We start from the raw sequence: 7,362 nt of genomic DNA, 5'->3' as shown, positions 1-7,362 counted from the left end.
CCATCCGGAATCGTTTCCTTTGGTACGTGCCAGCACAACATTGGCAACCACGCCGTTACCAAACAGGATCAGCATCATGGTGCCGATAAACTCAGCGACAAAAGGGGACATATGCTTTGGGTTCGCATTTCAGTGGAGGTGGGAAGTTGGGCAGGTGGGCAGCGAATAGGACGCGTCCCAATCCACGCGATACGCTCAGATGATAGTGGAACAAGAGAGCACGGTTTGGTGATTCCATCGCTTCCAGCGACCAAATTTTGATTTTTGCGAGTTTCGCTGCCACAAATCACCAGGGAATCTTTGCATCAACGAATGCAGCCCACGGCTCACCACGGCGCGTGCCATCGAAACGCGCGGGATTGTTGATTTAGTGAGCCGTGGCGCGTGAGCGGCCGGGTTAGGGTGACTCTAACAACTCGCATTCGTTCGTTTTTTTCAGGCCGGAGGCCGATACAATCCATGCCGGTGGTGTTAACCACCGGTTTGGAGTACTGAAAATCTAAAGGCCGAAGGCCGACACGTTTACTCATTCAGTGTGTCGCCCTCTGGCCTAAGCCGGACGCTCTTGTTAGCGGCCGGGTCCTACGCAGGTTACCCGGTGCCTTACGGCCCACGGCTCACTAGACGAAAGCCTCTGGCTTGGATGATTACTGGATCGGCGCAAGCAGTCGCGAACCGCGCACGAGCAATTGGAACGGATAAGCCGAGTCGGTCAATTCGCTGCCTGGTGCCGGTACTGAATCACGCAAGTCTTGCTCGAGCATCTCTGCTACCTTGCCCGCAAAGGTCGAATCGAAGAACACCATCATCAATTCGAAGTTCAGCCGAAATGAGCGGTTGTCAAAATTCGCGGTACCGATCGAAGCAATCTCATCATCCACCAAAATCACTTTTTGGTGCATGAAGCGATCCTGATAACGAAACATCTTCACGCCCGCCGCTTCCATCTCGGGCAGATACGAAAACGAGGACAGCCAGACCATGCGGGCATCAGAGACTTCGGGAATGATCACGCGAACGTCGACACCTCGCAGCGCCGCTAACTGTAGCGCCGTGGCCATCTGTTGATCGGGGACAAAATAAGGACTTGCGATCCATACTCTTTTTTCAGCTCGATTGATGACTTGCAAAAAGAACATCGACGCGGTTTCAAACGCGTCTGCTGGCCCACTAGGAAGACAAAGCCCCTTGACCTCGCCATTTTCGGACTCGGTCGGCGTCCATTGCAATTCGCTTAGCAGTTCGCCAGTCACCGCATGCCAACCTTCGGCAAAGACAATTTGCGCACACTGCACCATCGGACCTTCGAAACGCACATGCGTGTCACGATACACGCCAAGCTCTTCGTTGTCGGCGAGGTATTCGTCGCCGATATTGTGGCCGCCGACAAATGCCTCGCGTCCATCGACGACGACAAGTTTGCGGTGATTTCGGAAATTCAGACGCGTCGTCGATCCGTCAGCCAGTGGCGGATTGAAGCCGTGAATTTGTATCCCGCCTGATCGCAGGCGGTCAATGTAACCGCCGGACATGTCGCGGCTGCCATACTCGTCATACAGCAATTTCACTTGCACGCCTTGCCGGGCTTTTTTTAACAATAAATCCGCCAACCGGTTGCCAAGCTCGTCATCCCGAAGGATATAGAATTCAACCAACACGTACGAGTTCGCTTGCTCAATCGATTCAAAAATCGAAGCGAACGTCTGCTTGCCATCGATCAAAAGGGTTGCCGCGTTTCCTTCGGTGACTGGAAAATGCACCAGCTTGCTGAGTAGACGTTGCGTTTCGTTTTCCGGAGCCAACGCCAAACCGGACTCGACCAAATCGCGGTTCAATCGGTGCAAAATCGGAGCCCCTTCGGATTGACGGGCGCGGTACGCGATCGCTTGTTTGCCGTAGTCCGTTTCACCGATCGCCCAGTAGGCGGGGACCGCAACATACGGGAACGTATTGAGCGTGACGATCCACGCTATGGCGCCTTGCGGTGTCCGTGGTTCACTGAGCACGTTGATCGACGAGATGAAGCCCAATGTGTGTGCCAACAGCAGGATCGAACCGGTGATGCTGCGGCGATGCATCCGCATCCAGGCCACGACGCGGCGGGACCGTTCATGACGCAAATACAGCAGCCGGATCGGCCGCCAAAGGCTACGAGAGATCGAATCACGTTTGTGATCGATCCATTCAAAAATTCGCGCGGGTAAAAGACGCCGCTTGGAACCAGACGCGGCAGGGGTGTTCATCAGTAAAGCAGCTTGTGTAGGAAGCGTCAGCGGAGGTCGGTTTCACTGCGACGGGGGTCAAAATGCAGCTTTCATGCCAACGCAGTGTCATCCTCAATGTCATGGCTGATGATGGAACAAAAATTGCAACTCATTGACGTTGGAAAACAAGGGAACAAGGTAAACGAAACACGATGCTACACCTAAACGGAATGATCACCGAACCGATGTTCTGGTGGGTGGCGACGGTGTCCGCGATCGTCTTCGCGGCTTCTCTAATCGCGGTGCCTTGGCTGATTTTGCGGCTCCCCAGCGACTATTTCAATCACCGCCGCCGTATCATGATCCGCCCACAAACGAGAGCTTCAATCTACTTTCACTGCCTATGGCTGATCTTAAAGAATGTCGCCGGTGCGACATTTCTGACGATGGGAATCGCAATGTTAGTACTGCCGGGGCAAGGACTATTGACCATCGTAATCGGTTTGTCGCTGCTCGATTTCCCCGGGAAATATCGATTGCAGCAATCGTTAGTGTCCAGACCCATCATTCTGAAGCCGCTCAATTGGATCCGGCGACAGGGTGGGAAGGCAGAATTCAAAGTACACTTGCCATAGGTAGGAAAGCGCGGAGGCGATAACCATCACACAGCTTGGTCAAAGGCAATCCAACTAGGTGGAAAGTCGACCAACCCAGCCAGAAGTTCCCAAAGCACCAGGAGTCCAAGGACGACGCATTTGGCTCGTAGAACTAGCGAGCGTTCAGTGACCGGAGGCACACGCTGCGTGTGCGATTTGGCGGTAGAACTTAGCATCCTCGTCGCTTATCCCTTTGGGGACAAATGACGTACTTGTGGCGGCGATTCCCGTCAACGACTCGAACCAGACTAAACCCGCCAAGAAACAACCGTGGGTGTTGCCGTGTTTAAAATCCAACGCCAAACGCGGATTGTCACCTTTGTTTTGCCAATACCATCCGATCACTAACGAATGGTCTTGATTGGGTAGGTTCGGATACGTGGCGTTCTTGTAGTCAAAGCTGGGATCAGGAGCCACCACCGCGCGTCCCGCCGTGGAACGAGCAAGTTGAAACGCGGTGCCCACTGGCATGATGCGGGCGTCGAATCGTTTTGCGTTCTCGTCGTAGGCGTGTCGCAATCGCTCGTACATCTGTTGCTGACTCAGGTTGTCTCTTGCCAATAGCGGAGAGTCTTGGCGGTAGGCCCACGTTTGGTGGATCAACAACTCCGCGGCCGGTGCCAATTCCTCGACCAGCGAGGCCAATTGATCGATGTGCGGATGGTAGGTCTCGGCTTTGTAGCTCAGTGCACTCATCTGCTGGACGGTGACAAAGTCCCAGGGCTGCAGTTCTAGGTAGTCCTGCAAACTCAGCTTTCTGCCGCTAGCCGCATCGCGATACGGTTGCACGCCGTCATCGGTCGCGGACTGAATCGCCAGCGTGGCGTGTTTCTCTAACGTGCAACCCCCGATGTTGGCTGTGCCAATCACGAGGTCCACCGATCCTTCGGATTGTGCAATCTCGTGAAGATATCGACATGCGTTCTGGGCAAAGCTGTTACCAATCGTCAACACCCGGATTGTCCGTTTGGAATTTTGCGGACGTGATTTTGTCGAGTCAGGTTCCGTTGCGGATGAGGTGGGTGCGACCAGCCAAAGAAGCAAGGCGGAAATGACGAAGCGTAAACCGTTTTGTGAAAGTCGATGAATCATGGTGAGACGATGGCGAGTTAGGTGAGGGAGGGAGCTAGCAACGAACGTCTTAAGTCTAGCAAAGATCGACGGCCTGTGACTGCCTCTCGCACCGCGTAGCGAAACTCGCCAACGGCTTGTTCGTTTAATCCAAATTCGAATCGCAACGGTGGGCCGTGAGCTATAAGGCATCTGGGCATTCCACGCCGACTTGTCGCGGCTCAAAAAATTAACAAGCGGCCACGAGTTTCGTCTCCGTTGCACCTAAGCAAGTAGATAGAAATGATTGGTGAATTCCCGTTAGCCGCTTGGGCCAACGCTGTGAAGCATTTTTCCCTATAAGGAAAACGCGAATTAACTGTAGCGAAAGTCGCAGAGACTTTCGGCCACCCCAGTAAAACCGAAACTCTCTGCGAGTTTCGCTACGAAAAAATGCTTTCACAGCGTTTCGCTTGGGCGCGAGCCCCGGTTGTGCTTGGGAGCAGTTGATTTAGTGAAGTTCCCTATGGCAAGGGTTGGCAGATGGACTACCTCGCCCGTCATTGGTGTATTCGACGGACTAGGAAGTCCATCGTACGACTGAATGAACATCCTGCCAGCGACAAAACGGCTAACATACCGAAAGACTCCTGCCTACCTGCTTAGTGCGTTGTCCGCAACGAGGCTTCCACATACCTTGTTGACGTCTAAACCAGTGATACAACAAACCCCCGCAAATCATGGTACATTTGCACATCCCACTCCCCCACTCTCCCACCTTTATTCTTTCTTTTCATGTACGCACGTATCCATCTAACGGTCTTTTTTGTTTTCACCTGGACTCTATTGACTTTCGGGGCTGACTCCGAAGCGCGGCCAGTCCCGGAGTTTGCTTGGTCTTTCGACGAATCAAGTGAATTTCACGTCCATGGTCAAGTGAAAACTGCAGACGGCGTGCAGGACCGATCACTCGTTTTTGACGGTCGGTCGTTGCTGACAGTGAAAGATTCCGCCCAACGCATCACGGGTAACCAACCATTCACGCTTGCAATCTGGGTCAATCCTTACAAGATCGGCAAAACCCAGCAGATGATTGCCGCAAGGCATCAATACTCGTTAGACCAACGGAATTGGGGGTGGATGATCGACAAAGACAAACGATTCCGTCTGTACGTCTGGCAAGGCAAATGGGTCACAGTGGACTGCGACAAAGCCCCCGAGCCTGGTCATTGGCACTTGGTCGCGGTTCAGTTACGATCGGACGCCGCTGAGCTGTGGGTGAACGGCGAAATTGCCGGAAGCGTGCCGCTGAAACAACCGCTGCGGCCCACTTCGACAATGCTTACCTTTGCCGGTGTGAATGACGATGGTCATATCCGCCAAAATTTTCGAGGGGCATTGGATCAGGCAACGTGGTTCGATCGAGAATTAACGTCTGCGGAAATGAAGGACTTGTATCACCCCGTCACGGCAACGCATGACGTCCCTGCGCCGGCTAAACCCGTTTCCCTGTGGGATGAAACCAGCACGTTGCCAACCGCCGCCGAACTTCCGCAAATCACAGGCGTTCGATTTGGTGTGATCAAACCCTACGAGTTTTCCAAAGATGGGTATCGGTTCCTGCACGGTGTCGCATTGGGGTTTCATCAGGGACGTCTGTACGCCTCGTTCGGGCATAATCAAGGTGGCGAGAATACCGATACCGAACAAGCACGTGTCTGTCACAGCGATGACGACGGTCAAACCTGGAGCGAAGTGACCACGATGGATTCCGGGGACGAACCTGGGATCGGCGTTAGCCACGGTGTGTTCCATTCGCACGGCGGCAAGTTTTGGGCGTTCCACGGTGCGTATTCTGGCACCATGCAAAACGTCCACACGCGAGCTTATTTGCTTGACCAGACGACCGGAACATGGACGCCCAAAGGAACCGTGATCGAAGGTGGTTTTTGGCCGATGCAGCAACCCATTCGAATGAACGATGGTAATTGGATCATGAGCGGGCTGCGCGTGGGAAATGGCAATCCCGCAGCCGTCGCGATCAGCCACGGCGATGACTTTACCGACTGGGATCTAATCGTGATTCCCCAAGGTGAAGAAATCGGAAACATGTGGGGCGAAGCGACGGTGTTCGTTGACGGCGCGACGGTTGTTAATTTGTCTCGTTTTGGTGCCGAAGCCACCGCGCTACGTGCCACTAGCGACGATTACGGCCGCACTTGGACCGCGTCGCGACCGTCGAATCTGCCGATGGCGACGAGCAAACCGTACACCGGCACGCTGAGCACGGGGCAACATTACCTTGTCGGAACTACGGCGGCCAACAACGGAGGACGCCGCTCACCGCTGACGATCGCGGTTACACGTCCGAATGAGACATTGTTCAGCAAAGTCTTTGTGATTCGCCACGCCGTATTCAGCGACGGCCCAGGCGAATCACACCCCAAGGCAAAGCTGTCGTACCCCTACGCGATTGAGCACGCGGGAAATTTGTACGTCGGCTATTCGAACAGCGGTGGCGGTGTCGGCCGTGTCGGAAGCGGCCGCGAGTTGTGGAACAACAACAGTGCCGAATTAGCCGTGATCCCGATCAAAAGCCTAACCGCCCCGTAGCGCAAGGCCGCAGCGGTTTGTTGATCTATTGAGCCGCGACGCGTCAGAGAACGTCCGGCTTAGAGTGACTCTAACAACTCGCATTCGTTCTTTTTTTAAGGCCGGAGGCCGGTACAATTCATGCCGGTGGTGTTAACCACCGGTTTGGAATGCAGCAAATCCAAGGCCGGAGGCCGACACATTTACACAGTCATTGTGTCGGCCTCCGGCCTTGGCAGCTCATTCACTACGTCCCGTGGCCTTACGGCCACGGCAGAGGATGTATCGGCCTCTGCCCCTGAGCCGGACGTTCTCGTCAGCGGCCGGGTACAGCGAGCTAAGAGGGTGCGTTGCGGCCCACGGCTCATCGTTGCGATTTGATCTAGTCCGACTTTCGAATGCTTCGTTTAACCGTCAGCCGATACGCGTACGATCAATGCCATCTAATTTGGTAGCGGCACGGCGCGAGCCCAATGCCATCTACTTTGGTAGTGGGACTCGCCAGAGTTCCTGGTGTTTCAACAGCAAAGATGGGAATTCTGGCGAATCCCACTACTTGAGCATCTCCAGTGGTTGCCAAAGTAGATGGCATTGGGCGCACGCTAACAGATCCGAGTACGCCTTTCGGCTGACGGTTAAACGACTAAAACAACAGCCGGTCAAGCATTAACGTCCTACCACCGCTGTGGAAACGGCCTGCGGTTTTTCGTTAACAGAGTCAAAAAAACCGACTCGGCGGTCACCCCTTGATCTCACTCCACTGCAATTCATGCGGCATCACCTTCTTCTTGATGGACACGGCTGCCGCTCGCCCGGCGGCTTCGCCCATTGGCACCGAATTGCCCGTCACTCGGTAGCTT

The 7,362-nt window shown here is 54.4% G+C and carries 5 protein-coding genes; 2 read left to right on the top strand and 3 right to left on the bottom strand.

All coding sequences use genetic code 11. The features are described from left to right. Positions 1 to 647 precede the first annotated feature (647 nt). Complete coding sequence (gene cls / locus RMSM_RS25555; RefSeq protein WP_008703461.1) at positions 648 to 2,243, bottom strand: cardiolipin synthase; 1,596 nt, start codon at positions 2,241 to 2,243, stop codon at positions 648 to 650. Positions 2,244 to 2,416: 173 nt separating this feature from the next. Between cls and RMSM_RS25550 the strand changes: the two genes are divergently transcribed. After that, the gene (locus RMSM_RS25550) at positions 2,417 to 2,839 is read left to right on the top strand and encodes a PGPGW domain-containing protein (RefSeq protein WP_063870263.1); all 423 of its coding nucleotides are present in this window, start codon (positions 2,417 to 2,419) and stop codon (positions 2,837 to 2,839) included. 144 nt (positions 2,840 to 2,983) lie between these two features. On the opposite strand, the gene RMSM_RS25545 is transcribed toward RMSM_RS25550, so the two are convergent. Further along, positions 2,984 to 3,814 carry a DUF4886 domain-containing protein gene (locus tag RMSM_RS25545; RefSeq protein ID WP_160168375.1) on the bottom strand — a complete coding sequence of 277 codons (831 nt, stop codon included), beginning with the start codon at positions 3,812 to 3,814 and terminating at the stop codon, positions 2,984 to 2,986. 1,032 nt (positions 3,815 to 4,846) lie between these two features. Here RMSM_RS25545 and RMSM_RS25540 point away from each other — a divergent pair. Beyond that, complete coding sequence (locus RMSM_RS25540; protein ID WP_160168374.1) at positions 4,847 to 6,523, top strand: exo-alpha-sialidase; 1,677 nt, start codon at positions 4,847 to 4,849, stop codon at positions 6,521 to 6,523. Between the two features lie 718 nt (positions 6,524 to 7,241). On the opposite strand, the gene RMSM_RS40140 is transcribed toward RMSM_RS25540, so the two are convergent. Continuing rightward, positions 7,242 to 7,352, bottom strand: coding sequence for a hypothetical protein (locus RMSM_RS40140; RefSeq protein ID WP_008703453.1), 111 nt, complete (start codon positions 7,350 to 7,352; stop codon positions 7,242 to 7,244). Positions 7,353 to 7,362: the final 10 nt, after the last annotated feature.

Origin of the sequence: Rhodopirellula maiorica SM1, from assembly GCF_000346295.1 — a bacterium.
Lineage (GTDB): Bacteria > Planctomycetota > Planctomycetia > Pirellulales > Pirellulaceae > Novipirellula > Novipirellula maiorica.
This window is presented reverse-complemented; position numbering and strand designations above follow the sequence as displayed.

What these genes read in the sequence shown, in the direction of transcription:
- cls (WP_008703461.1), bottom strand. Translation starts at nt 2,243, where the DNA reads ATGAACACCCCTGCCGCGTCTGGTTCCAAGCGGCGTCTTTTACCCGCG.
- RMSM_RS25550 (WP_063870263.1), top strand. Translation starts at nt 2,417, where the DNA reads ATGCTACACCTAAACGGAATGATCACCGAACCGATGTTCTGGTGGGTG.